This is a genomic window from Citrobacter sp. KTE151, assembly GCF_000398845.1.
In the GTDB taxonomy this organism is placed as follows: Bacteria; Pseudomonadota; Gammaproteobacteria; order Enterobacterales; family Enterobacteriaceae; genus Citrobacter; species Citrobacter braakii.
On record NZ_KB976066.1, the window covers coordinates 102,493 to 129,227 of the forward strand.

Genomic DNA, 26,735 nt, shown 5'->3' on the forward strand with positions numbered 1-26,735 from the left:
TCTCTTTTAGCCTGAAAGGATGCTTCTATGCTAACAGTACCGGGATTGTGCTGGCTATGCCGAATGCCCCTGACGTTAGGGCATTGGGGGATCTGTTCAGTCTGCACACGGGCAACGCATCAGCACGTCAGCCGGTGCCCTCAATGTGGACTCCCTGCCGCGCATACCGTCGTTCCCTGCGGGCGCTGTCTGCAAAAACCACCGCCGTGGCAGCGACTGGTTACCGTCAGCGACTATGCTCCGCCATTGAGCGGGCTTATCCATCAGCTCAAGTTTTCCCGACGTGGCGAAATGGCCCCCGCTCTTTCACGCTTGTTGTTGCTGGAGGTATTACAGGCCCGGCGCGTCAGCGGTCTTCCTCTGCCGGACAGGCTCGTCAGCGTCCCGCTCTGGCAACGCCGGCACTGGCGCAGAGGGTTTAATCAGAGCGACTTACTGTGTCGTCCCCTGGCACGCTGGCTAGGCTGCGACTGGGACAGCCGGGCCATCACGCGGGTTCGGGCAACCGCCACACAGCACCATCTCAGCGCCCGATTACGTAAACGTAACCTGAAAAACGCCTTTCGCCTTGAATTGCCAGTGCAGGGACTCCATATGGTCATTGTGGATGATGTCGTCACTACCGGAAGTACCGTCGCGGAAATCGCGCAGCTGCTTTTACGCAACGGCGCGGCGACTGTCCAGGTATGGTGCCTGTGTCGAACCTTGTAGAGCCTCGATGATGGGCGTATTATAACCAAGTAAAATAGTCAACTATTAGGCCATTACTATGATCCATATTTCCGATGCTGCACAAGCGCACTTTGCCAAACTGCTGGCAAATCAGGAAGAAGGGACACAAATCCGCGTATTTGTGATTAATCCCGGCACGCCTAACGCTGAATGCGGCGTTTCTTATTGTCCGCCGGACGCCGTGGAAGCAACCGACACCGCCATTAAATTTGACCTGCTGACCGCATATGTTGATGAACTGAGCGCACCGTATCTGGAAGATGCTGAAATCGATTTCGTTACCGACCAGTTAGGCTCCCAACTGACCCTGAAAGCACCAAACGCCAAAATGCGTAAAGTTGCCGATGATGCGCCGCTGATGGAACGCGTGGAGTACATGCTGCAATCACAGATCAACCCACAGCTGGCAGGTCACGGTGGTCGCGTCTCTCTGATGGAAATCACCGATGAAGGCTACGCTATTCTGCAGTTTGGCGGCGGATGTAACGGCTGTTCAATGGTAGATGTAACGCTGAAAGAAGGTATCGAGAAGCAGCTGCTGGCTGAATTCCCTGAACTGAAAGGCGTTCGCGATTTAACCGAACACCAGCGCGGCGAGCACTCTTACTACTAACGCCCCAACCTGTAGAATCTCCGTAGGCCCGTTAAGACGCATCCGCGCCGCCATCGGGCATTGATGCCGGATGGCAGCGTAATCGCTTTATCCGGCCTACAACCTTGCATTTCTCCGCATATTTCCTGCAACAATCCCCCTCATAATTTGACCAGCCTCTCATAATTTAAATTTTGCCTGCCCAGGTGATTTTCAAGCGCCGCATGTTACCCGTATCATTCGCATCAGCACCTAACACACACATAACAGCCAGCTAAACTGATTAGTTTTGAAGGCAACCAGCATTGGTGCTGAGAATGCTCTGTTCCCGGTCGGGACAATCGGAATTTGTCATCTAAACACTGACGTTACCCATAACAAAGTAAAGGCCAGGTAAATCATGCCATTAGTCATCGTTGCTATCGGTGTAATCTTGTTACTCCTCCTGATGATCCGTTTCAAAATGAACGGTTTCATCGCTCTCGTCCTGGTGGCGCTTGCTGTCGGATTGATGCAAGGGATGCCACTGGATAAAGTCATCGGTTCGATTAAAGCCGGTGTCGGCGGAACCCTTGGCAGCCTCGCCCTGATTATGGGTTTTGGCGCCATGCTGGGCAAAATGCTGGCGGACTGCGGCGGCGCACAGCGCATCGCAACCACCCTGATTGCTAAATTCGGCAAAAAACATATTCAGTGGGCGGTGGTATTAACCGGCTTCACCGTCGGTTTTGCCCTGTTCTACGAAGTCGGCTTCGTGCTGATGCTGCCGCTGGTGTTCACCATCGCCGCTGCTGCCAACATCCCGCTGCTGTATGTTGGCGTGCCGATGGCTGCTGCGCTGTCCGTAACTCACGGCTTCCTGCCGCCGCACCCAGGTCCGACCGCTATTGCCACCATTTTCCATGCAGATATGGGTAAAACCCTGCTGTTTGGTACGATTCTGGCAATCCCGACCGTTATTCTCGCCGGTCCGGTGTACGCTCGCTTCCTGAAAGGCATCGATAAGCCAATCCCGGAAGGTTTGTACAGCGCGAAAACGTTTACTGAAGAAGAGATGCCTGGCTTTGGCGTCAGCGTCTGGACCTCCCTGGTACCGGTTATCCTGATGGCGATGCGCGCCGTGGCGGAGATGATTCTGCCAAAAGGCCACGCTTTCCTGACGGTGGCAGAATTCCTGGGTGACCCGGTTATGGCAACGCTTATCGCGGTGCTGATTGCAATGTTCACTTTTGGTCTGAACCGTGGACGTTCGATGGATCAGATCAACGACACGCTGGTGTCCTCCATCAAAATCATCGCGATGATGCTGTTGATCATTGGTGGTGGCGGTGCCTTCAAACAGGTCCTGGTGGATAGCGGCGTGGACAAGTACATCGCGTCAATGATGCACGGTTCAAACGTTTCTCCGCTGCTGATGGCATGGTCTATCGCTGCGGTACTGCGTATCGCACTGGGCTCCGCAACCGTTGCAGCGATCACCGCTGGTGGGATTGTGGCACCGCTGATTGCAACGACCGGCGTAAGCCCTGAGCTAATGGTTATTGCGGTTGGTTCCGGTTCCGTCATTTTCTCCCACGTGAACGATCCGGGCTTCTGGCTGTTCAAGGAGTACTTCAACTTGACCATCGGTGAAACCATCAAGTCATGGTCAATGCTGGAAACCATTATCTCCGTCTGCGGTCTGGTAGGGTGTCTGCTGCTGGGTATGGTGGTCTGATAAAACTGTGCCGGGTGGCGCTTCGCTTACCCGGCCTACCTGCTATCACCCTAAAAAAGCCGGGGAAATCCCCGGCTTTTTTACTTCTCCTTCGCGGCCGCTTTTCGGCGCTTATCCAAATCCTTAATCAGCTTGTTCACACCGTCATCGGCAAACATCTGCTCCAGCGTGGCGGTGAGCTTACGCCGCCAGTTTTTGTACTGGTTGCTGGTCCCCGGAATATTGACAGGCTCAGCCATATCCAGCCAGTCTTCCGGTTGCAGGCCCAACAGCGCACTGTTGCTGTCAGCGATGTAGCGTTGCATGCCGCGATTAAGAATCGGCGTCATCGACATCAGTGACGCCTTGTGACCAGCACGTTTTGGCAGGCACCCGTATTTGTGCAGCGCGTCCAGCAGCCCCTGTTTCGCCAGTTCTCTGTCCTGATACAACCCACGCAGCACGACTTCATCCGGGTACAGACCCAGCGCCTTACCCAGCGTCAGATCGCCGCTATCCCAATAACCTTTAAGCGTAGGAAGGTCATGCGTCGCCGCGACTGCCATTGATTGTTCCGGGTACGCTTTCGGCGCGCGGAAATTTTTCTCATGGTCATTCTCAAAATAAAGCACTTTGTAGGAGTACACGCCGCTGTCACGCAGCTTGCTGACGATCTCTACCGGCACAGTCCCCAGATCTTCACCAATTACCATGCAGTGATGACGTTTACTTTCCAGCGCCAGAATTGAAAGCAGATCGTCGACCGGATAATGCACGTAGGCGCCGTGATCGGCAGTTTCACCGTAAGGGATCCACCACAGACGCAGCATCGACATAACATGGTCGATACGCAACGCACCGCAGTTCTGCATATTGGCACGCAGCAGTTCGATAAACGGTTCGTAAGCGCGTGCCGTGATGATATGCGGATCCATCGGCGGCAATCCCCAGTTTTGCCCGAGCGGACCGAGAATATCCGGCGGTGCGCCAACCGAGGCTTTCAGGCAATACAACTCGCGGTCGCACCAGGTTTCCGCCCCGCCTTCGGCCACGCCGACAGCCAGATCGCGATATAATCCAATCGGCATCGCAAAGCCCAGGCTGGTTTTCCAGCAATCAGCAAACTGGGTATACGCCAGCCACTGCAACCACAGGTAGAAATCCACTTCATCACGATGCTCTTCGCAAAAGCGTTTTACTTCTGGCGAATCCACCGACTGGAAAGCTTGCGGCCACACCGGCCAGCCCCAGCGCAGTGCGTCCTCTTTCACCTGATGTGCATGCAGCGCGTCAAAGGCCGCCTGCCAGTACAGGCTATCCCCTTCCTGAATCACAAACTGACGAAATGCCGCCATCTGCTCATCGTCACGTGCAGAGAAGCTTTTCCACGCCATACGCAGCGCTGTCATCTTCAATGCGGTAACGGCAGAATAATCAACCCACTCGGTATCACGCGCGCGTTGCAGAGCTTGCTGAGTCGCGGGTTTCTGCCACCAGGCCTGCGCCTCTTTACTCAGGCGGAAATCGTCTACTGCGTTCACATCTATATAAATAACGTTCAACCAGCGGCGTGACGACGGGCTGTACGGACTGGCACTCTCCGGGTTCGCCGGATACAGCGCGTGAATCGGATTCAGGCCGATAAACGCGCCGCCGCGTTGCGCCACCTCCACCAGCATGGCACGGAGATCGCCAAAGTCGCCAATCCCCCAGTTTTTTTCTGAACGCAGGGTATAGAGCTGAACGCATGCGCCCCACAGCTTCTGCCCGGCTAACAGAGCCTGCGGCTCATAGCAGCGTTTCGGCGCAACGATGATGCGGCAATGGGTACGCAACTCCCCCTGGGTGAGGGTAAGCGTGTGATACCCTTCCGGCAGCTTCGCCGGAAGGTTGAACGATTTACCGCCGACGGCATGCCCTTTGTGCTGCACGCCCTCTTCGGTGGTCAGCAGCCAGGTAAACTCTCCGCGTCCCTCAACTGCCAGCGGCATTTTCTTACCAGCGGTATAAACCATGACATTCGGCACCGGGGTCACCGCCACCTGAGCGGTGGCGGTGGAGCGATGCATAGCGTCAAGCAAACGCCGCTTGGTTTCGACGCCAATAGACTGCGGTTTACCGTGGGCATTAATGTAATTGGGGCTGATCCCCGCCGCCAACGCGGCATTATCCAGACGTTTGCTTTCCATCGCGATTCCTTAACGTTTCGCCTGCCAGATACGAGTCTGATAATCGCGGATGGAGCGATCCGAACTGAACATGCCGCAACGCGCGGTATTCAGAATCGCCGCCCGGGTCCAGGCTTCCTGGTCACGATACAACACGTCAACCTGCTTCTGGGCTTCAACGTAGGGCGCGAAGTCCGCCATTAACAGATACGGGTCACCGCCCTGCTTGCCGATACTGTGCAGCATCTGGTCGAAGGCATGTTTATCGCCGTCGCTGTACTTCCCGCTTTCCAGCTCTTTCAGAACAGCATCCAGCACTTTATCTTTCTTACGCCATTTCACCGGGTCGTAACCTTTGGCCTTGAGCGCCTTCACCTCTTCCACGGTATGACCAAAGATAAAGATATTCTCGTCACCTACCTTCTCGGCGATTTCGACGTTTGCGCCATCCAGCGTACCGACGGTTAACGCACCGTTCAGCGCCAGCTTCATGTTACCGGTGCCGGAAGCCTCTTTCCCTGCGGTGGAGATTTGCTCAGAGATATCTGCCGCCGGGATCAGCATTTCCGCCGCCGAGACACAATAATCCGGCAGGAATACGACCTTCAGCTTGTCGCCCACTTGCGGGTCGTTATTGATGGTTTCTGCAACCTTGTTAATGGCGAAGATGATATTTTTCGCCAGGTAGTAACCCGGAGCGGCTTTCGCGCCAAACAGGAATACACGCGGCACGCGATCGGCCTGCGGGTTCTCACGGATTTCTTTGTATAACGCCAGAATATGCAGCAAGTTGAGGTGCTGACGCTTGTACTCATGCAGGCGTTTAATCTGAATATCAAAGAGAGCGTTAGTCGTTATCTCAATACCGGTACGCGCTTTAATAAACTTCACCAGACGCACTTTGTTCGCCAGCTTGATGTCACGATACTGCTGACGAAACTTCGCGTCGTCGGCGTATTTTTCCAGGTTAATCAACTGATCGAGGTCGTTGGCCCACTCTTTTTTCAGCGATTTATCCAGCAGCGCGGCAAGTGCCGGGTTGCACTGCTTAATCCAGCGACGCGGAGTAATCCCGTTAGTGACGTTATGGAATTTGTTCGGCCAGAGCTGATGATATTCCGGGAACAGATCCTTCACCACCAAATCGGAGTGCAGCGCCGCCACGCCGTTAACCGCAAAGCCGCTGACCACACACATGTTGGCCATACGCACCTGTTTGTTGTGCACCACCGCCAGCTTCGCCCAAACTTCAGCGTCACCCGGCCAGGTTTTATCGACCAGCTTCTTAAAGCGGTCGTTAATCTCTTTGATGATTTGCATATGGCGCGGCAGTAGTGCTTTCACCAGCTTCTCGTCCCAGCACTCCAGCGCCTCTGGCATCAAAGTGTGGTTGGTATAAGCAAAGGTCTTACTGGTAATAGCCCACGCATCGTCCCAGCTCATCTGGTGCTCATCAATCAGCACACGCAGTAGCTCAGGGATGGCGATGGTCGGGTGAGTATCGTTGAGCTGAATCACCTCAAAATCAGCCAGCTCATGCAGTTTACGCCCTGCCAGATGATGACGGCGCAGAATGTCAGCTACGGAGCAAGCGCACTGGAAGTATTGCTGCATCAGGCGCAGCTTTTTACCCGCGGTGTGGTTGTCATTCGGGTACAGCACTTTGGTGAGTTTTTCAGCGTCGATGCCCTGCTGCTCTGCGCGCAGAAAATCGCCGTCATTAAATTTGGTCAGGTTAAACGGATGCGCGTGGCTGGCCTGCCACAGACGCAGCGGTTGCGCCACGCCGTTACGGTAGCCGAGAACCGGTAGATCCCAGGCCTGGCCGGTGATAATAAACCCCGGCTCCCAGTGCCCTTCTTTGGTGACCTTGCCGCCAATCCCTACTTGCACATCCAGTGCTTCGTTGTGACGGAACCACGGATAGCTGCCGCGATGCCAGTCATCCGGGGCTTCCATCTGCTGCCCATCGGCAAATGACTGACGGAACAGGCCGTACTGGTAGTTGAGACCATAGCCCGTCGCCGATTGACCGACTGTCGCCATCGAATCAAGGAAGCAGGCCGCCAGGCGCCCCAATCCACCGTTACCCAGCGCCGGGTCGATCTCTTCTTCCAGCAGGTCGGTCAGGTTGACGTCATGCGCTTTCAGCTCATCGCTCACCGCCTGATACCAGCCGAGATTGAGTAAGTTGTTGCCAGTCAGACGGCCAATCAAAAACTCCATCGAGATGTAGTTAACATGGCGCTGATTTTTTGCCGGTTTCGCCGCAGGCTGGGCGCTGAGTAACTCAGCCAACGCCCCACTCACTGCCTGCCACCACTGGCGCGACGTCATTTCTTGAGCCGACAGTAAACCGAAGCGCTGCCACTGACGCGTCAGGGCAGCCTGAAATTGATCTTTGTTGAAAGTAGGCTGTGACATAGGGGTTCCAGATCCTTAGGTAATAAAACAACGTTATCGCTAGTTTGCCAGGCTCGTTGTTGACCTTCCTCATCCTGGCACGGATTAGGCAGGGAGGAGGAGCGGGGATGAGCATAAAAGTGTGATCGCTGCCACTTAAAGGGGGTGTTATCGCCCGTAAATTCGCGTAAGTCCGGCATAACGCCCCTGTAATGCCCAACGGACGACGCATTAATAACAAGAGATAAATCGACAATATCAAATAGAGGGGTGACGATGGGAAACAATCTGTAAACAGAGAAATAGTTTCTAACCTGAAATATCCAAGGTGGATAAGATAATTCACATAAAACTTTTAAGTCGGCCACAAAATTCGGCTCTTTACATTAAGCAACTGAGTAACCTTATAAAAAGGGAGGTATTTTTCGGCTCAGCCAAAATACCGACGGATCCAGTCGCCACGCCTGTTGTGACTCTTTAAAGCAATTAATGTAATAGATGTATAGATTTGTGACATAGTGCAAAATCAGACACACAAAAAGTCCGCTTAGCTTGCATAAAACACTAATCTGGCCGACCTTATATCTATTAATTACGAAGCGCAAAAAAAATCATTTTTCCCCATTTTCACACAGTGAAGTGACTAACTTATGTTGATTCCGTCTAAATTAAGTCGTCCGGTTCGACTCGACCATACGGTGGTTCGTGAGCGCCTGTTGGCTAAACTTTCCGGCGCGAACAATTTCAGGCTTGCCCTGATAACAAGTCCTGCTGGTTATGGAAAAACGACGTTGGTTTCACAATGGGCAGCGGGGAAGAACGACTTAGGCTGGTACTCTCTGGATGAAGGCGATAATCAGCAAGAGCGCTTTGCCAGCTATCTGATCGCCGCTATCCAGCAGGCAACCGGTGGACACTGCACCACCAGCGAAGCGATGGTGCAAAAGCGCCAATACGCCAGCCTGACGTCACTGTTTGCGCAGCTATTTATTGAACTGGCCGAGTGGCATCGCCCGCTCTACCTGGTAGTGGATGATTATCATCTCATCTCCAATCCGGCAATTCACGAAGCGATGCGTTTCTTCCTGCGTCATCAGCCTGAGAACCTCACGCTGGTCGTGCTGTCGCGCAACCTGCCGCAGTTGGGTATTGCCAACCTGCGAGTACGCGATCAGTTGCTGGAGATAGGCAGCCAACAGCTGGCGTTTAACCACCAGGAAGCCAAACAATTTTTCGATCGACGTTTGTCCTCACCTATCGAAGCGGCAGAAAGCAGCCGGATGTGCGATGACGTTGCTGGCTGGGCCACGGCGTTACAGCTGATTGCCCTCTCCGCCCGCCAGAACAACCATTCTGCGCACCAGTCCGCACGCCGCCTCGCCGGGATCAACGCCAGCCATCTGTCCGATTATCTGGTTGATGAAGTGCTGGACAGCGTCGACCTCGGCACCCGTCACTTCCTGCTGAAAAGCGCCATTCTGCGCTCAATGAACGACGCACTGATCGTCCGGGTCACCGGGGAAGAAAACGGCCAGATGCGGCTGGAGGAGATTGAGCGCCAGGGATTATTCTTGCAGCGGATGGATGACGTCGGGGAGTGGTTCAGCTATCACCCGCTGTTTGGCAGCTTTTTACGCCAGCGCTGTCAGTGGGAGCTGGCAAGCGAACTGCCCGAAATACACCGCGCCGCCGCTGAAAGCTGGATGGCGCAAGGCTTCCCCAGCGAAGCTATCCACCACGCGCTGGCGGCCGGCGACGCCCATATGCTGCGCGATATCCTGCTTAACCATGCGTGGGGACTGTTTAACCACAGCGAACTGACATTACTGGAAGAGTCGCTGAAAGCCCTGCCGTGGGAAAGTCTGCTGGAAAATCCGCGTCTGGTTCTGCTGCAAGCCTGGCTGATGCAAAGCCAGCACCGCTACGGCGAGGTTAATACCCTGCTGGCGCGCGCTGAGCAGGAAATGAAAGGCGACATGGAACCGACGCTGCACGCCGAATTTAACGCCCTGCGTGCGCAGGTCGCGATTAACGACGGCAATCCTGACGAAGCCGAGCGCCTGGCAAAGCTGGCGCTGGATGAGTTACCCATCGCCTGGTTCTATAGCCGTATCGTCGCCACCTCGGTACATGGTGAAGTCCTGCACTGCAAGGGCGATCTCACGCGTTCTCTGGCGTTAATGCAGCAAACCGAGCAAATGGCGCGCCACCATGACGTCTGGCATTACGCGCTGTGGAGTTTAATCCAGCAAAGCGAAATTTTGTTTGCCCAGGGCTTTTTACAGGCCGCCTGGGAGACTCAGGAAAAAGCGTTTCAGTTGATCAAAGAGCAGCATCTGGAACAGTTGCCGATGCACGAGTTCCTGGTGCGTATTCGCGCGCAGCTGCTGTGGGCATGGGCGCGCCTGGACGAATCGGAAGCGTCTGCCCGCGCGGGTATTGAACTGCTTTCCACATTCCAGCCGCAGCAACAGCTACAGTGCCTGGCGCTGTTGATTCAATGTTCGCTGGCCCGGGGGGATCTGGACAATGCGCGTAGCCTGCTCAACCGCCTGGAAAACCTGCTGGGTAACGGTCACTATCACAGTGACTGGATCTCGAACGCCGATAAGGTACGGGTGATTTACTGGCAAATGGTGGGCGACAAAAATTCGGCCGCCAACTGGCTGCGCCACACGCCGAAACCGGAATTCGCCAATAACCACTTCCTGCAAAGCCAGTGGCGCAACATCGCCCGCGCGCAGATCCTGCTGGGCGAGTTTGAACCGGCTGAGATTGTGCTGGAAGAGTTGAATGAAAATGCGCGCAATCTGCGCCTGATGAGCGATCTGAACCGTAACCTGCTGCTGCTTAATCAGCTCTACTGGCAGGCAGGACGCAAAAATGACGCACAGCGCGTGTTACTCGACGCGCTGCAGCTGGCGAACCGCACCGGATTTATCAGTCACTTTGTCATTGAAGGTGAGGCCATGGCGCAGCAACTGCGTCAGCTGATTCAGCTCAATACCTTACCGGAACTCGATCAGCACCGCGCCCAGCGCATTTTGCGTGAGATTAACCAGCATCACCGCCATAAATTCGCCCACTTCGATGAAGGATTCGTTGAGCGTCTGCTTACTCACCCGGAAGTACCGGAGCTTATCCGCACCAGCCCGCTGACCCAGCGCGAATGGCAGGTTCTGGGACTGATTTATTCGGGCTACAGCAACGAGCAGATCGCCGGAGAATTGGCCGTCGCGGCAACGACCATCAAGACGCACATCCGCAATTTGTATCAAAAGCTCGGCGTCGCACACCGCCAGGATGCGGTGCAACATGCGCAGAAACTGCTGAAAATGATGGGGTATGGGGTTTAGTTAATGCCTGATACGCTACGCTTATCAGGCCTGGAATTAACTTAGCACAGCTCTAACTGAATATGATGGTCCGCAATAACCTGCATCACGCCAGCTGGCGGCAGCGTGTCGGTATACACCGCATCCACCATGCTGATACTGCCCATATTCACCATCGCGTTACGCCCAAACTTCGAGTGATCCACCACCAGCATCACATGCCGTGAATTCTCAATAATCGCGCGCTTGGTGCGAACTTCGTGATAATCAAACTCCAGCAGGGAGCCATCGCTATCGATACCGCTAATCCCTAAGATGCCGAAGTCCAGGCGGAACTGAGAAATAAAGTCGAGGGTCGCTTCGCCCATAATACCGCCGTCGCGGCTACGCAGTTCGCCACCGGCGAGTATGATGCGGAAATCCTCTTTCGCCATCAGCGTATTCGCCACATTGAGGTTGTTGGTCACAATGCGTAAATTGCTGTGATTGAGCAGCGCGTGAGCCACCGCTTCCGGCGTGGTGCCGATATCAATGAACAACGTAGAACCGTTCGGGATCTGCGTGGCAACTTTGCGGGCAATGCGCTCTTTTTCCGCCGTCTGCGTCGCTTTACGGTCATGCCACGGGGTGTTGACCGAGCTAGAGGGCAGCGCCGCGCCACCGTGATGGCGCAAAATCATGTTCTGATCGGCCAGATCGTTAAGATCGCGGCGAATCGTCTGCGGGCTGACGGAGAAATGCTCCACCAGCTCCTCAGTACTGACGTATCCCTGTTTCTTTACCAGCTCGATGATCGCGTCATGTCGTTGTGTTTGCTTCATTATTGTTCCCTGAAATTACGTTCGTTTTCGTACATTCATAGTATCGGCAAACGCCATTGCCAGACCCACGGCCAGCCCGGCGATATGTGCGCCGTTCGCCATCGACATGCCGAACACATCAAACCAGCCGGCAACAATCCAGATCAAAGCAAAGATAATCAAACCACGCTGCAGGAAAATACCACTTTGTGGATCGCGCTCGCCGCGCAACCACACATAACCCATCAGCGCATATACCACGCCAGACAGCCCACCAAACCACGGGCCGCTAAATTTCTGCTGAACGTAGCCGCTTAGCAGGGCGCTGATCACGGTAATTACAATCAGTTTTCCGCTGCCCAGACGCTTTTCTACCGCACCGCCGAGATACCACCACCACAGCAGGTTGAACAGAATATGCATCAGCGAGAAGTGCATAAAAGCGTGGGTGAAATAACGCCAGAATTCAAATTTCAGCGAAGGGTCAAACGGCCATGCCAGCCAGAGCATCACTGTCTGGTCGCCCAGCGTGTTCATCGCGATAAACACCAGCACACACGCGGCCATCACCACCCAGGTTACCGGGCCTGCGCGTTCGCGCAATGTTGCCAGGAACGGATAACGCTGATAGCGCAGACCGCTGTCGGTATGACCCGACTGCCAGCTTGCCGCGAGGTAACGCGGATCGCCTGGATTCTCCAGAAACCGCGCCAGCTCAGCATGCACGCGCTCAGCCTGGGACTCATCCGCCAGCCAGACATCCGTTTGCTGATGTTGTTGAATCGTCAGGATAACGCCCTGTGTCGCCATATAATCAACAAATGCCTGCGCCACGCGGGGGTTAGCAAAAGAGGTAATCATCAACATGGTTGCTGTCGCTTATTCCACACAAAAGAGGACAGTATATATACCCTTCTTACTTCGAGCTGCATCTTTGTTGGCTTTCCTCACTCACTCCGGTCACGTACTGTTCGTACGCGCCCGGAGATTTGCTGCGTCGCCATCGCGATGCAACTCGAATTAATTTGGGTATAGTCTTACGAACCGTATGCCACTTCTGCCGGAAAATGTCGATGCCAGGCGTCGAAGCCGCCGTCAACACTGTAAACCGCGTCATAGCCCTGCTGAAGAAGATATTGCGCCGCGCCTTTACTGCTGTTGCCGTGATAACACATTACTAACACGGCGGTGTCGAAATCATGCTCGCGCATAAATGACCCCAGCGTGTCGTTCGTCAGATGAAACGCCTGTGGGGCGTGACCCATCGCATAGCTTTGCGGGTCGCGGATATCCACTAACACCGCAGCCCCCTGGTGCAGCTTCTGATGCGCTTCTTCGACATTAATACATTCAAACTGATCCATTGCTCTCTCTTCTTTATATTGCAGGTGACGCTTTTCAGACATGTTACTTCTTAGTGTACGTCCCGACGGCAGTTAAACGCCATAATGTTATATGTATCACTGTAAATTGTTTATCCGATGTTACCAATGGCGCGATTCTTTGCTATTATGCTCGATAACGAACATTAATGAGCTATAACGAAAGTGCGAGAGGCCAGCATGGAAACCAAAGATCTGATTGTGATAGGTGGAGGCATCAACGGTGCCGGTATCGCGGCAGATGCCGCTGGACGCGGTTTATCCGTGCTGATGCTGGAAGCGCAGGATTTAGCCTGTGCCACCTCTTCCGCTAGCTCCAAACTCATCCACGGTGGCCTGCGCTACCTGGAACACTACGAATTTCGCCTGGTGAGCGAAGCGCTGGCCGAACGTGAGGTGTTGTTGAAAATGGCACCACATATCGCCTTCCCGATGCGCTTTCGTCTGCCCCATCGCCCGCACCTGCGTCCAGCGTGGATGATCCGCATTGGTCTGTTTATGTACGATCATCTGGGCAAACGCACCAGTTTGCCGAGTTCGACCGGTTTGCGTTTTGGCGCAGATTCCGTAATGAAACCTGAGATTGTGCGCGGTTTCGAATATTCCGACTGCTGGGTAGACGATGCGCGACTGGTTTTGGCAAACGCCCAAATGGTCGTACGCAAAGGCGGAGAGGTGTTAACCCGCACTCGCGCTACCTCCGCTCGCCGTGAAAACGGTTTGTGGATTGTTGAAGCTGAAGATATCGATACCGGTAAAAAGCACACCTGGCAGGCGCGTGGTCTGGTCAATGCCACCGGCCCATGGGTGAAAGAGTTCTTCGACGACGGCATGCATCTGCCATCGCCGTACGGTATTCGTCTGATTAAAGGCAGCCACATCGTGGTGCCGCGCGTCCATACCCAGAAGCAAGCTTATATTCTGCAAAACGAAGATAAACGTATTGTGTTTGTCATCCCATGGATGGACGAATTCTCGATCATCGGGACGACTGACGTCGAATACAAAGGCGATCCGAAAGCGGTAAAAATTGATGAGAGTGAAATCAATTACCTGCTGAAGGTCTACAACGCGCACTTTAAGAAACAACTGGGCCGTGACGATATCGTCTGGACCTACTCGGGCGTACGTCCGCTGTGCGATGACGAGTCCGACTCGCCGCAGGCTATCACCCGTGATTACACGTTGGATATCCACGACGAAAACGGCAAAGCGCCGCTGCTGTCGGTCTTTGGTGGTAAGCTGACGACCTATCGTAAGCTGGCCGAACACGCGATGGAAAAACTGGCGTCGTACTATCAGGGAATCGGTCCGGCGTGGACAAAAGAGTGCATTCTGCCAGGCGGTGACATCGGCGGCGATCGTGAAGATTACGCGGCCAAACTGCGCCGTCGCTACCCGTTCCTGACCGAGTCGCTGGCGCGCCATTATTCGCGCACCTACGGCAGTAACACCGAATGGATTATCGGGGAAGCCACCTCGCTTGCCGAGTTAGGTGAAGACTTCGGCCATGAGTTCTATGAGGCCGAGCTGAAATATCTGGTCGATCACGAATGGGTGCGCCGTGCGGAAGATGCGCTGTGGCGTCGCACGAAAGAAGGTATGTGGCTGAACGCTGAACAGCAGTCGCGCATGACCCAGTGGCTGGCAGAGTACATTGAGAAACAGCAGCTGTCGCTGGCGTCTTAAGACACTCGATATAAAACTGTAGGCCCGGTAAGCGTCAGCGCTACCGGGCCTTTTGCTGGATGGCAACTAACGCCTTATCCATCCGGCCTACAGATCGTCCTGCCCTTGTTACAACCGCACCGAGTCGATATGCCAGATGTTTTCGGCGTACTCTTTGATCGTCCTGTCCGACGAGAAGTAGCCCATGTTGGCGATATTAATCATCGACTTGGTGGTCCACTCTTCCGGGTGGCGATACAGTTCGTCAACCTTATCCTGGCAGTCAACGTAGCTGCGATAATCCGCCAGAACCTGATAGTGGTCGCCAAAGTTGATCAGCGAGTCAACCAGGTCACGATAGCGCCCCGGCTCCTCAGGGCTGAATACACCGCTGCCAATCTGCGTCAGCACCTGGTGCAGCTCTTCGTCTTTCTCGTAATACTCACGCGGCTTGTAGCCCTGGCTGCGTAAGGCTTCGACCTCTTCCGCCGTATTACCAAAGATAAAGATATTTTCTGCGCCCACATGCTCCAGCATCTCGACGTTGGCACCGTCCAGCGTCCCAATGGTCAGCGCGCCGTTGAGGGCAAACTTCATATTACTGGTACCAGAGGCTTCGGTCCCGGCCAGCGAAATCTGCTCAGACAGGTCGGCAGCAGGAATAATCACCTGCGCCAGGCTGACGCTGTAGTTAGGAATAAACACCACTTTCAGCTTGTCACCAATTTGCGGATCGTTGTTGATCACTTTCGCGACGTCGTTGATCAGGTGAATGATGTGCTTCGCCATATAATAGGCCGAAGCCGCTTTACCGGCGAAGATATTCACACGCGGCACCCACTCGGCGTCAGGATCGGCCTTAATGCGGTTGTAGCGGGTGATCACATGCAGCACGTTCATCAACTGGCGTTTGTATTCGTGAATACGCTTGATCTGCACATCAAACAGCGATTTCGGGTTCACCACCACGTTAAGCTGCTGGGCAATGAGCGTTGCCAGACGTTTTTTATTCTCCAGTTTCGCACGGCGCACCGCCTGATTTACCAGCGGGTAATCGCAGTGCTGTTCAAGCTCGCTTAGCTGGCTGAGATCGGTTCGCCAGGTGCGGCCAATGTTCTCATCCAGTACCTCAGAGAGCGATGGGTTAGCCAGCGCCAGCCAGCGGCGCGGCGTCACGCCGTTGGTGACGTTACAGAAGCGAGTCGGGAAAATCTTCGCAAAGTCAGCAAACAGCGACTGCACCATCAGGTTGGAGTGCAGCTCAGAAACGCCGTTAACCTTGTGGCTCACCACCACTGCGAGCCATGCCATACGCACCCGGCGGCCATTGGATTCATCGATAATCGACGTCCGTCCCAGCAGACTGGTATCGTTCGGATACTGTTCCTGCAACGTCTTCAGGAAGTAGTCGTTAATCTCAAAGATGATTTGCAGATGGCGCGGCAGAATTTTGCCCAGCATATCGACAGGCCAGGTCTCCAGCGCTTCGCTCATCAAGGTGTGGTTGGTATACGAGAAGACCTGGCAGCAGACCTCAAACGCATTATCCCAACTGAATTTGTGCTCATCGATCAGTAGACGCATCAGCTCAGGAATCGACAGTACCGGATGGGTGTCGTTGAGGTGAATGGCGATCTTATCTGCCAGGTTGTCGTAGGTTTTGTGCAGCTGATAATGACGGTTCAGGATGTCCTGCACCGTGGAGGAGACCAGGAAATACTCCTGGCGCAAACGCAGCTCGCGTCCGGAATAGGTGGAGTCATCCGGATACAGCACGCGGGAGACGTTCTCGGAGTGGTTTTTATCTTCCACCGCCGCAAAGTAGTCGCCCTGGTTAAATTTACCGAGGTTGATTTCGCTACTGGCCTGGGCATTCCACAAGCGCAGCGTATTGGTGGCGTCTGTGTCATAACCGGGAATAATTTGGTCGTAGGCTACCGCGAGGATCTCTTCAGTTTCTATCCAGCGCGTTTTCTTGCCTTCCTGCTGAATACGCCCGCCAAAGCGCACTTTGTAGCGCGTATTGTGGCGTTTGAATTCCCACGGGTTACCGTATTCCAGCCAGTAGTCCGGTGACTCTTTCTGTCGGCCATCAACAATGTTCTGTTTGAACATGCCGTAGTCATAACGAATACCGTAGCCGCGTCCCGGCAGACCCAACGTAGCCAGTGAGTCCAGGAAGCAGGCCGCCAGGCGCCCGAGGCCACCGTTGCCAAGACCAGGGTCGTTTTCTTCATCGATCAGATCTTCAAGATCCAACCCCATACCTTCCAGCGCATTTTTGACATCGTCATAAATACCCAACGATAACAGTGCATTGGAAAGTGTGCGGCCAATCAGAAACTCCATTGACAGATAATAAACCTGTCGAGTTTCCTGGGATAATTGCGCACGGTTAGAACGCAGCCAGCGCTCCACGAGACGATCGCGCACCGCGAACAACGTGGCGTTCAGCCACTCATGTTTATTGGCAATGACCGGGTCTTTACCAATCGTGAACATCAGCTTGTAGGCGATAGAATGCTTAAGTGCCTCTACGCTGAGTGTGGGCGATGCATAAGTAAATGGAGCATTCATATAGGTGATTCCTGGATATCTATTTCAAACGATAGTAAAGCTCACGGTATGACTTCGCCGCGACTTGCCAGCTAAAATCCATGGTCATGGCCTGACGTTGTACAAACCGCCACAGCGAAGGCCGGGACCACAATACGAAAGCACGCCGAATCGCGCGTAGCAGCGACCAGGCATTACTATCTTCAAATACAAACCCACTGGCGATACCATCCGCCAGGTTTTCCAGCGAACTGTCAGAGACCGTATCAGCCAGCCCACCGGTGCGCCGCACCAGCGGCAGCGTGCCGTACTTCAGTCCATACAACTGCGTTAAGCCACACGGCTCAAAACGGCTGGGGACCAATATAACGTCGGCCCCACCCATGATGCGGTGCGAGAAGGCTTCGTGATAGCCAATCTGTACGCCCACCTGTCCAGGATGTTCCGCCGCCGCGGCGAGGAAACCTTCCTGTAAAACCGGATCGCCCGCACCAAGCAATGCCAGCTGTCCACCCTGCTCTAACAACCCCGGTAGCGCTTCCAGCACCAGATCCAGCCCTTTCTGACTGGTCAGGCGGCTGACTACGGCAAATAACGGCACTTTGTCGTTAACCTTAAGTCCCATCGCGATCTGTAGCTGGCGTTTGTTCTCCGCTTTCTCTTCCAGCGTTTCACGCGTATACCGCGATGCCAGCAGCAGATCGGTTTCCGGGCTCCAGATTTTTTCATCAACGCCGTTCAGCACACCGGAAAGACGTCCTTCACGATGACGCTGCTGCAACAGACCTTCCATGCCGTAGGCAAACTGCGGCTCGGTAATTTCCCGCGCGTAGGTCGGACTGACCGCCGTAATGTGGTCGGCGTAGTACAACCCGGCCTTCAGGAAAGAAATCTGCCCGTTAAACTCCAGTCCGTGCACGTTAAAGAACGACCATGGCAATTGGATGTCATCCATATGCTTTGCATAAAACATGCCTTGATACGCCAGGTTGTGCACGGTGAACACCGATTTCGCCGGATGGCCGCGCGCCGCCAGATACGCCGGGGCCAGACCGGCATGCCAGTCGTGCGCATGCACCACATCCGGGCGCCAGAATGGGTCAAAGCCACAGGCCATTTCACTGCCGACCCAGCCCAGCAGCGCAAAACGCAGCACGTTATCGGTATACGCAAACAGATTAGTGTCGTGATACGGGCTACCGGGACGGTCATAGAGATGCGGCGCGTCAATCAGGTAAATGCCCACACCGTTGAAATGCCCGAACAACAGCGTAATACGTCCGGCGAAGGTATCGCGACGCGTCACTACCTGCGCATCGGGAATGCCGCGACGGATATCAGGAAACGCCGGGAGCAGCACGCGGGCATCCACACCGTCCGCGATTTGCGCTGCGGGTAACGCCCCAATAACATCCGCCAGTCCCCCGGTTTTTAACAAAGGGAACATCTCTGAACAAACGTGTAAAACCTGCATTATCGCTCCTGTTTGATCTGCAGTTTGCGCAGCATTTCACGCGTGACCAGTACAATACCTTCCTCTGAACGGTAGAAACGACGTGCATCTTCTTCCGCGTTTTCACCAATCACCATGCCTTCAGGAATAACGCAGGCGCGGTCGATAATGCAACGACGTAAGCGGCACGAACGTCCCACCCACACTTCAGGTAACAACACTGCCGAATCAATGTTACAGAATGAATTCACCCGCACTCGCGGGAACAGAACGGACTGCACTACCACCGAACCAGAAATAATACAGCCGCCGGAGACCAGCGAGTTCAGCGTCATTCCGTGGCTACCGGAACGGTCCTGAACAAATTTCGCCGGCGGCAGTGATTCCATATGCGTACGGATTGGCCAGTCCTGGTCGTACATATCCAGTTCAGGCGTCACCGAAGCCAGATCGAGGTTTGCTTTCCAGTAGGCTTCCAGCGTTCCCACATCGCGCCAGTACGGCTCGGATTCCGGGTCAGACTGTACGCAGGACAATGGGAATGGATGTGCATATGCCATGCCAGCTTCGGTGATTTTCGGGATGATGTCTTTGCCAAAATCGTGACTGGATTTTTCATCGAGGTCATCTTCCGCCAGCAGTTCATACAGATAATCGGCGTCGAAGATGTAGATCCCCATACTGGCAAGCGATTTGGTCGGATCATTAGGCATCGCTGGCGGGTTGGCAGGTTTTTCAACGAACTCGATAATTTTATCGGTGTCGTCCACGTCCATTACGCCAAACGCGCTGGCCTCTTCAATAGGCACTGGCATACAGGCCACCGTGCAACGCGCACCTTTCTCAACGTGGTCGATCAGCATGCGTGAGTAGTCCTGCTTATAAATATGATCGCCCGCGAGGATCACCACATATTCCGCTTTATAGCGTCGAATGATGTCCAGGTTTTGGGTCACCGCATCCGCCGTACCGCGATACCAGTTTTCACCCTGCATCCTCTGCTGGGCAGGCAGCAGATCGACGAACTCGTTCATCTCTTCGCTAAAGAACGACCAGCCGCGCTGAATATGCTGCACCAGCGTGTGTGACTGGTACTGAGTGATCACGCCGATACGGCGGATCCCGGAATTAAGACAGTTGGATAAGGCAAAATCGATAATGCGGAACTTACCGCCAAAGTGCACGGCAGGCTTGGCACGCTTATTGGTTAAATCTTTCAGGCGAGTACCGCGGCCACCGGCCAGGATCAGGGCAACAGATTTTAATGGCAGCTGGCGCGCCAACATTACACGATCGTTCTTCTCTAAACTTACCATGACTAACTCCTTTTTATCTTCTCTGGAACACACACAGTCCGTGCGCAGGTCCCTGCCAGACCGCCGTAAGCACCGGATTATCCTCTCCGGCAAATGGGGGAATGGCGTGCCATTCCCCTTCAGGTAAAACGATATCTGTCACCTCAAGCGTGGCGTTTATTGCAATCAGGAAACGATCTGAAAGCAGGATTTGCATCTGCCTCGGGCCGTTATGCCACTCATCCGCACTTAAGGGTTGTGCGTACTTATTCAGCCAACGAACATTGCCATCGCCCTCTTCCCACCAGCAATCGCCTGTTAATGCAGGTATTTGACGACGCAGATGAATCAACGCGGCGGTAAATGTGGTTAGCCCACTGTTTGCCTGCTGCCAGTCCAGCCAGGTTAAGGCGTTATCCTGGCAGTAAGCGTTATTATTACCGTGCTGGCTATGACCATGCTCATCACCCGCCAGCAGCATCGGCGTCCCCTGGGAGAGCAACAGCGTGGTTAACAGCGCATGAATGCTGTCGCGCCGCCGCTCAATCAGGTCCAGCGAGCCGCCTAATCCTTCTTTACCATGATTGTCACTGTAGTTATTGCTAGTGCCGTCGCGATTTTCCTCACCATTCGCTTCATTGTGCTTATTTGTGAAGCAAACGCAGTCGCGTAGCGTAAAACCGTCATGCGCGGTCACCAGATTGACCGTGGCGCTGGGATTGCGGCCCGGGCGTTTAAACACGTCGCTGGATGCGGCAAAACGTCCGGCAAACTCGCCCAACGAAAGATTACGCTGGAGCCAAAAACGTCGCGTTGCATCGCGGAAATGGTCATTCCACTCGGCAAACGGCGGGGGGAAATTCCCCACCTGATACCCGCCTTCACCAATATCCCACGGTTCCGCAATCAGCTTGGCGCGTGAGAGCAGCGGACAGTTTTGGATCGCGGTAAACAGCGGAGCATCCTGACGAAACTCAGGCGTACGCCCCATGACGGAAGCCAAATCAAAACGAAAACCATCCACATGGCAGGTTTCAACCCAGTAGCGCAGACACTCGCATGCGTATTCCACAACGCCAGGATGGCTCAGATTGATGGTGTTCCCACAACCGGTCCAGTTGTAGTAATCGCCATCATCTCTGATCCAATAATAGCTACGGTTATCAATTCCGCGCAGCGAGAAGACAGGTCCTTCGAGATCCAGCTCGGCGCTGTGGTTCAAAACGATGTCGAGAATGACCTCAATACCCGCTTTGTGCAGCGCTTTTACCGCGTCGCGAAACTCATCAAGCGCACTCTCCGGCGAGCTGGCATAGGCCGGATGCAGCGCGTACATCGCCACCGGGTTGTAGCCCCAGTAGTTTGACAGGCCCAGCCGCTGAAGCCGCGGTTCGCTGGCGAAATGCGCCACCGGTAACAGCTCCAGCGCGGTAATGCCGAGGCGCTTGAAATAGTCGAGCATCACCGGATGACCCAGCGCTTTGTAGGTCCCGCGAATTTCTTCCGGCAGGTCAGGATGCAAATACGTCAGCCCTTTGACATGCGCTTCGTAAATTACGGTATTGCCCCACGGCGTGCGCGGCGGGGCATCATCCTCCCAGTCATAATGGTCGGACACCACCACGCCCTTCAGCGCGATGGCGGCATTATCATGATGATCCGGTTCATTCAGCCCACCGTGCAGCAGTGGGTTATCTTTTAACTCGCCATCCACCCGACGCGCGCAAGGGTCAAGCAGCAGTTTCGCCGGATTAAACCGGTGGCCCTGCTGCGGTTGCCACGGACCGTGTACGCGATAGCCATAGCGTAGACCGGGACGGGCGTTGGCCAGATAGCCGTGCCAGACATCGCCGCTACGCCCCGGCAGGTCGTAGCGGAGTTCGCAGCCTTGCTCATCGAATACGCATAATTCAACGCGTTCAGCGTGGGCCGAAAAGAGGGTGAAATTGACGCCATGGCCGTCATACGTTGCACCATGGGGGGTGGCGTTGCCGGTTGCCAGTTGCGTCATTATCCCTCCCGCACCAGCCAGATCGTTGCCAGCGGTGGCAACGTCAGGCTCAGTGAATGCTGACGACCATGACTGGCGATTTCATCGCTGTGCACCGCGCCGCCGTTACCGGTATTGCTACCGTGATAATGCATCGAGTCGGTATTGAGGATCTCGCGCCATTTGCCCGGCTGATTGATACCGAAGCGATAGCCGTGGCGAGGTACTGGCGTAAAGTTGCTGATAACGATGATTTCATTACCGACTTTGTCACGACGAACGAAAGCCAGCACCGAACGTTCTTTGTCATCCACCACCAGCCACTCGAAGCCATAGGCATCAAAATCCAGCTCGTGCAGCGCTTTGTGATGACGATAGGTAAGGTTAAGATCGCGCACCAAACGCTGTACGCCGTGGTGCCAGTTATCGCCGCCTTCCAGCAGATGCCAGTCGAGGCTGGCGTCGTGATTCCATTCACGCCCCTGAGCAAACTCGTTGCCCATAAACAGCAGTTTCTTGCCCGGGAAGGCCCACATCCAGCCGTAGTAGGCGCGCAGGTTGGCAAACTTCTGCCATGCGTCTCCCGGCATGCGATCGAGAATTGATTTTTTACCGTGTACCACTTCATCGTGCGACAGCGGCAGGACAAAGTTTTCGGTGTAGTTGTACAGCATGCCGAAGGTCAGCTTATCGTGATGGAACTGACGATGAACCGGATCCAATTTCATGTAGTCCAGCGTGTCGTGCATCCAGCCGAGGTTCCACTTATACCAGAATCCTAAACCGCCCATATCCTGCGGCCTTGAAACGCCGGCAAAGTCGGTGGACTCTTCCGCCATGCTCACGGCCCCCGGCACCTGCTCGCCAAGAATACGGTTGGTATTACGTAAAAACTCAATGGCTTCGAGGTTTTCACGACCGCCAAATTCGTTCGGGACCCACTCCCCTTCTTTACGGCTGTAGTCGCGATAAATCATCGACGCCACGGCATCTACGCGCAGCGCATCGATACCAAAACGTTCAATCCAGTACAGGGCATTGCCTACCAGATAGTTACTGACTTCACGGCGACCGTAGTTGTAGATCAGCGTGTTCCAGTCCTGGTGATACCCTTCGCGCGGGTCGCTATGCTCATACAGATTGGTGCCATCAAACTCTGCCAGACCAAAGTCGTCCGACGGGAAATGGCCCGGCACCCAGTCGAGAATGACGTTCAGTCCGGCCTGATGCGCGGCATTCACAAAATAGCGGAAATCATCACGCGTCCCGAAACGACGGGTCGGCGCATACATACCGGTAGGTTGGTAGCCCCAGCTACCGTCGAACGGATGCTCATTAATCGGCAACAGTTCGAGATGGGTAAAGCCCATCCACTTGACGTAAGGCACCAGCTGATCCGCCAGTTCGCGGTAGCTCAGCCAGAAGTTGTTATCGGTATGACGACGCCATGAGCCCAGGTGCACTTCATAGATAGAGATCGGCGCATCAAACTGGTTGGCTTTTTTTCGCTCCTCGCTTTGCACCACTTTTTCCGGCAGACCGCAGATAAGCGACGCGGTTTCCGGGCGCATTTGCGCTTCGAAGGCGTAAGGGTCCGCTTTGATTCGCAGCTTACCGTTCGCATCGATCATCTCGTATTTATACAGTTGACCATGCTGCGCGCCGGGGATAAACAGCTCCCAGATACCGCTTTCTTTACGCAGGCGCATCGGGTGGCGACGGCCATCCCAGTAGTTGAACTGCCCAACCACTGACACGCGTTGAGCGTTAGGCGCCCAGACGGAGAAGCGCGTACCGGTTACGCCATCCATGGTATCCGCATGCGCGCCCAACGTTTCGTAAGGTCGCAGGTGCGTACCTTCAGATAACAGCCAGGCATCCATATCCTGGATCAGCGGGCCAAAACGATAAGGGTCATCAATCAGATTCTCCTGTCCATGCCAGACAACAGCTAACTGATAGCGAAAGAAATTTTTACGGCGGGGAAGTACAGCACAGAAAAAACCGCGAGAGTCGAGGCAGTCCAGCTTGCCGACTTTGCGTCCGGTTTTGGGTTCGATCACCCACACTTCGGTGGCGTCAGGTAATAGGGCGCGGACTTCAAGTCCAGCGTCAGTTTGGTGCATACCGAGTACGGAAAAAGGATCCGCAAAATGGCCTGCAATTAGCGCATTAATCACGTCTCTATCGATACGAACGGACATGGTTGTCATCCTGTTTTATGGTGTCACGCCTTCCAACTGATCTTCGACATCAGGTAGTGACACTTTTTTTGACCTGAACGGCGCAGCACAATTGTGCATCCTCTCTGCGTCGTCCCACCTTCAGGCAACAACTTAATACCTCCGGTACTAAGTCACCCTTAAAGAATAGCCAATGCTTTATCTTACTCCTGGTAAAAAATGAAACATCTGCGCTTACTCCTGTATTACGCAAAAAAATGGGTGACTCAGCACCCATTGTTAAAACACGCAATCACTCTGCCGGAAAGCCGTATTGACTGCTCAGGCCAGGTGGTTCGCGTCGTTTGTAGGCCTGATAAACGTGGCGTCATCAGGCAGTCCCACATTACGCCAACTGACGCAGCATACGGCGCAATGGCTCCGCAGCACCCCACAGCAACTGGTCGCCCACGGTAAAGGCTGACAGGAACTCCGGTCCCATATTCAGCTTACGCAGACGGCCTACTGGCGTGGTCAGCGTGCCGGTAACGGCCGCCGGGGTTAACTCACGCATGGTGATATCCCGATCGTTTGGCACGACTTTGGCCCACGGATTGTGCGCTGCCAGCAGTTCTTCCACGGTCGGAATAGACACATCTTTTTTCAGTTTAATGGTGAACGCCTGGCTGTGGCAGCGCAGCGCACCTACGCGCACGCACAGACCATCAACCGGGATCACGGAAGAGGTGTTAAGAATTTTGTTGGTTTCAGCCTGTCCCTTCCACTCTTCGCGGCTCTGACCGTTATCAAGTTGTTTGTCGATCCACGGAATCAGGCTACCGGCCAACGGTACGCCAAAGTTATCAACCGGCAGTTCACCGCTGCGGGACAGGGTCGTCACTTTACGTTCGATATCGAGAATAGCAGAGGAAGGGGTTGCCAGTTCATCGGCCACATGGCCATACAGATGACCCATCTGGGACAGCAGTTCGCGCATATGGCGCGCGCCGCCGCCAGAGGCCGCCTGATAGGTCGCCACGGAAACCCAGTCAACCAGGTCATTGGCAAACAGGCCACCGAGGGACATCAGCATCAGGCTAACGGTACAGTTACCGCCGACAAAGGTCTTAATACCTTTGTTCAGGCCGTCAGTGATGACATCCTGGTTAACCGGATCGAGAATGATGATGGCATCGTCTTTCATACGCAGCGAAGAGGCCGCGTCAATCCAGTAACCCTGCCAACCGCTTTCACGAAGCTTTGGATAGATTTCGTTGGTATAATCGCCGCCCTGACAGGTCACGATGATATCGAGCGCCTTCAGCGCATCCAGATCAAAAGCGTCCTGAAGCGTGCCGGTCGTGGTTCCACCGAATGTCGGTGCCGCCTGCCCGAGCTGGGAAGTAGAAAAGAAAACAGGGCGAATGGCGTCGAAGTCACGCTCCTCAACCATGCGTTGCATGAGAACAGAGCCGACCATACCGCGCCAGCCGATAAAACCAACATTTTTCATAGCGTTTTTTTCCTGCAGAGATGTGTGCTGTGTATGCTAACCAGTATCCTACTGGCCTATCCTTCACCATACAAAAAGCAGCCAAAGTCGCAAGTGAAATTAATCAATGATAGCGAAGCCATCAGTAATGCGACTTATCTCGCTGCGCAAGCAAGCAGAAAGTCCGCGGTAATAGTAAGGGAATTTGAGTTATGAATGAAATTATTTCAGCGGCAGTTTTATTGATCCTTATTATGGACCCGCTCGGAAATCTGCCCATTTTCATGTCCGTATTGAAACATACCGAACCAAAACGCCGCCGCGCGATTATGATTCGCGAGCTGTTTATTGCGCTGTTGGTGATGCTGATATTCCTGTTTGCTGGCGAGAAAATACTGGCATTTCTTAACCTGCGCGCGGAAACCGTTTCGATCTCCGGGGGCATCATTTTGTTCCTGATCGCCATTAAGATGATTTTCCCCAGCGCCACCGGGAATAGCACCGGGCTTCCGGCAGGCGAAGAGCCGTTTATCGTGCCACTGGCGATTCCGCTGGTAGCGGGTCCAACAATCCTGGCTTCATTAATGCTGTTATCACATCAGTATCCGAACCAGATGGGGCATCTGGTGATTGCTCTGCTGATCGCCTGGGGTGGTACTTTTGTGATTTTGCTGCAGTCGTCGCTGTTTTTGCGTCTGCTGGGCGAGAAAGGGGTTAACGCACTGGAGCGCCTGATGGGGCTGATTCTGGTGATGATGGCTACCCAGATGTTCCTCGACGGCGTAAGGATGTGGATGAAGGGGTAATCTCTCCTTTTTGGCTCAGATAGCATGTTACCCGGAGAACAGTTCCGTTCACGTTATGCTCATTACTTCTCTGAGATCTCGTCACCAGTGAACGTGTTAAGGGGGCTACGCTGTACTGAACCCCATAACCTGGACACTTTTTACATTTCTCTTGATGCCCGGTATTCCACCGGGCTCATACCTGTTTTGAGGCTGATCCTTTCAT

17 protein-coding genes are annotated in these 26,735 nt (G+C 54.3%); 6 read left to right on the forward strand and 11 right to left on the reverse strand.

Annotated elements, in window-relative coordinates:
* The first annotated feature begins 27 nt into the window (after window positions 1-27).
* The 3 genes from gntX to gntT all read left to right on the forward strand — a co-directional run bounded on the left by gntX (window position 28) and on the right by gntT (window position 3,041).
* Window positions 28-711 carry a DNA utilization protein GntX gene (gntX, locus tag WC7_RS03780; protein WP_016154807.1) on the forward strand — a complete coding sequence of 228 codons (684 nt, stop codon included), beginning with the start codon at window positions 28-30 and terminating at the stop codon, window positions 709-711.
* Between the two features lie 58 nt (window positions 712-769).
* Window positions 770-1,345: a Fe-S biogenesis protein NfuA gene (nfuA, locus tag WC7_RS03775; protein WP_003023509.1), complete on the forward strand. Its 576-nt coding sequence runs from the start codon at window positions 770-772 to the stop codon at window positions 1,343-1,345.
* Window positions 1,346-1,724: 379 nt separating this feature from the next.
* Complete coding sequence (gene gntT, locus WC7_RS03770; RefSeq protein ID WP_003023507.1) at window positions 1,725-3,041, forward strand: gluconate transporter; 1,317 nt, start codon at window positions 1,725-1,727, stop codon at window positions 3,039-3,041.
* Between the two features lie 80 nt (window positions 3,042-3,121).
* Here gntT and malQ read toward each other — a convergent pair whose 3' ends face one another.
* Both malQ and malP read right to left on the reverse strand, forming a co-directional pair.
* Entirely contained in the window at window positions 3,122-5,209 is a 2,088-nt protein-coding gene (gene malQ / locus WC7_RS03765; RefSeq protein ID WP_016154808.1) for a 4-alpha-glucanotransferase, read from the reverse strand.
* Between the two features lie 9 nt (window positions 5,210-5,218).
* Window positions 5,219-7,612 (reverse strand): maltodextrin phosphorylase, encoded by a 2,394-nt coding sequence (gene malP / locus WC7_RS03760; protein WP_016154809.1) that lies wholly within the window; start codon window positions 7,610-7,612, stop codon window positions 5,219-5,221.
* Between the two features lie 629 nt (window positions 7,613-8,241).
* On the opposite strand from malP, the gene malT reads away from it, so the two are divergent.
* A complete protein-coding gene (malT, locus tag WC7_RS03755) occupies window positions 8,242-10,947 on the forward strand; it encodes an HTH-type transcriptional regulator MalT (protein WP_016154810.1) in 2,706 nt (901 codons plus the stop codon).
* Between the two features lie 41 nt (window positions 10,948-10,988).
* Here the strand turns inward: malT and WC7_RS03750 are convergent, their stop codons facing one another.
* The 3 genes from WC7_RS03750 to glpE form a co-directional block, all read right to left on the reverse strand.
* Window positions 10,989-11,747, reverse strand: coding sequence for a DeoR/GlpR family transcriptional regulator (locus WC7_RS03750; protein WP_003023499.1), 759 nt, complete (start codon window positions 11,745-11,747; stop codon window positions 10,989-10,991).
* 15 nt (window positions 11,748-11,762) lie between these two features.
* Window positions 11,763-12,593 carry a rhomboid family intramembrane serine protease GlpG gene (gene glpG, locus WC7_RS03745; RefSeq protein ID WP_016154811.1) on the reverse strand — a complete coding sequence of 277 codons (831 nt, stop codon included), beginning with the start codon at window positions 12,591-12,593 and terminating at the stop codon, window positions 11,763-11,765.
* Between the two features lie 170 nt (window positions 12,594-12,763).
* A complete protein-coding gene (glpE, locus tag WC7_RS03740; RefSeq protein WP_003023495.1) occupies window positions 12,764-13,090 on the reverse strand; it encodes a thiosulfate sulfurtransferase GlpE in 327 nt (108 codons plus the stop codon).
* Between the two features lie 198 nt (window positions 13,091-13,288).
* Here glpE and glpD point away from each other — a divergent pair, with 198 nt between their 5' ends.
* The gene (gene glpD / locus WC7_RS03735; protein WP_016154812.1) at window positions 13,289-14,797 is read left to right on the forward strand and encodes a glycerol-3-phosphate dehydrogenase; all 1,509 of its coding nucleotides are present in this window, start codon (window positions 13,289-13,291) and stop codon (window positions 14,795-14,797) included.
* A gap of 108 nt (window positions 14,798-14,905) precedes the next feature.
* Here glpD and glgP read toward each other — a convergent pair whose 3' ends face one another.
* From glgP to asd, 6 genes are all read right to left on the reverse strand, one after another.
* Window positions 14,906-17,353: a glycogen phosphorylase gene (gene glgP, locus WC7_RS03730; RefSeq protein ID WP_016154813.1), complete on the reverse strand. Its 2,448-nt coding sequence runs from the start codon at window positions 17,351-17,353 to the stop codon at window positions 14,906-14,908.
* A gap of 19 nt (window positions 17,354-17,372) precedes the next feature.
* On the reverse strand, window positions 17,373-18,806 hold the full coding sequence (glgA, locus tag WC7_RS03725; protein WP_016154814.1) for a glycogen synthase GlgA: 1,434 nt from the start codon (window positions 18,804-18,806) through the stop codon (window positions 17,373-17,375).
* Window positions 18,806-20,101: a glucose-1-phosphate adenylyltransferase gene (gene glgC, locus WC7_RS03720; protein ID WP_016154815.1), complete on the reverse strand. Its 1,296-nt coding sequence runs from the start codon at window positions 20,099-20,101 to the stop codon at window positions 18,806-18,808. The genes glgA and glgC overlap by 1 nt, the downstream gene beginning before the upstream one ends.
* A 13-nt stretch (window positions 20,102-20,114) precedes the next feature.
* Window positions 20,115-22,091, reverse strand: coding sequence for a glycogen debranching protein GlgX (glgX, locus tag WC7_RS03715; protein ID WP_016154816.1), 1,977 nt, complete (start codon window positions 22,089-22,091; stop codon window positions 20,115-20,117).
* The gene (glgB, locus tag WC7_RS03710) at window positions 22,091-24,274 is read right to left on the reverse strand and encodes a 1,4-alpha-glucan branching enzyme (protein ID WP_016154817.1); all 2,184 of its coding nucleotides are present in this window, start codon (window positions 24,272-24,274) and stop codon (window positions 22,091-22,093) included. The genes glgX and glgB overlap by 1 nt, the downstream gene beginning before the upstream one ends.
* 364 nt (window positions 24,275-24,638) lie before the next feature.
* On the reverse strand, window positions 24,639-25,745 hold the full coding sequence (gene asd, locus WC7_RS03705; protein ID WP_016154818.1) for an aspartate-semialdehyde dehydrogenase: 1,107 nt from the start codon (window positions 25,743-25,745) through the stop codon (window positions 24,639-24,641).
* 191 nt (window positions 25,746-25,936) lie between these two features.
* Here asd and yhgN point away from each other — a divergent pair, with 191 nt between their 5' ends.
* A complete protein-coding gene (gene yhgN / locus WC7_RS03700; RefSeq protein ID WP_003023480.1) occupies window positions 25,937-26,530 on the forward strand; it encodes an NAAT family transporter YhgN in 594 nt (197 codons plus the stop codon).
* Window positions 26,531-26,735: the final 205 nt, after the last annotated feature.